The organism is Aeromicrobium phragmitis (assembly GCF_003674095.1).
Lineage (GTDB): Bacteria > Actinomycetota > Actinomycetes > Propionibacteriales > Nocardioidaceae > Aeromicrobium > Aeromicrobium phragmitis.
Map to the genome: position 1 here is coordinate 1 of NZ_RDBF01000205.1, position 348 is coordinate 348.

The 348-nt window shown below is 71.0% G+C and carries 1 protein-coding gene; it reads left to right on the forward strand.

All coding sequences use genetic code 11. The features are described from left to right. The coding region (locus tag D9V41_RS16980; protein WP_166376118.1) for an acyl-CoA dehydrogenase family protein at positions 1-348 on the forward strand (348 nt) is incomplete at both ends.

Sequence of the window (348 nt, forward strand, 5' to 3'; positions counted from 1 at the left end):
GGCGCGATGGCGACCTTCGACAACACGCGCCCGCTCGTCGCCGGGATGGCCGTCGGCTGTGCCCGCGCTGCGCTGGAACTCACGCGCGAGCTGCTGGAGGAGGCCGGCGTCGAGATCGACTACGACCGGCCGGCACAGTCTCAATCTGCGGCCGCAGCGACGTTCCTGCAGATGGAGGCCGACTGGGAGGCCGCGCACCTGCTCACGCTGAGCGCCGCGTGGATGGCCGACAACCGTCAGCCCAACTCGCTCGAGGCGTCGATGGCCAAGGCGAAGGCCGGCCGGGTGGGCAACCAGATCACCCTGCGCTGCGTCGAGCTGGCCAGCACCCTCGGCTACAGCGAGACG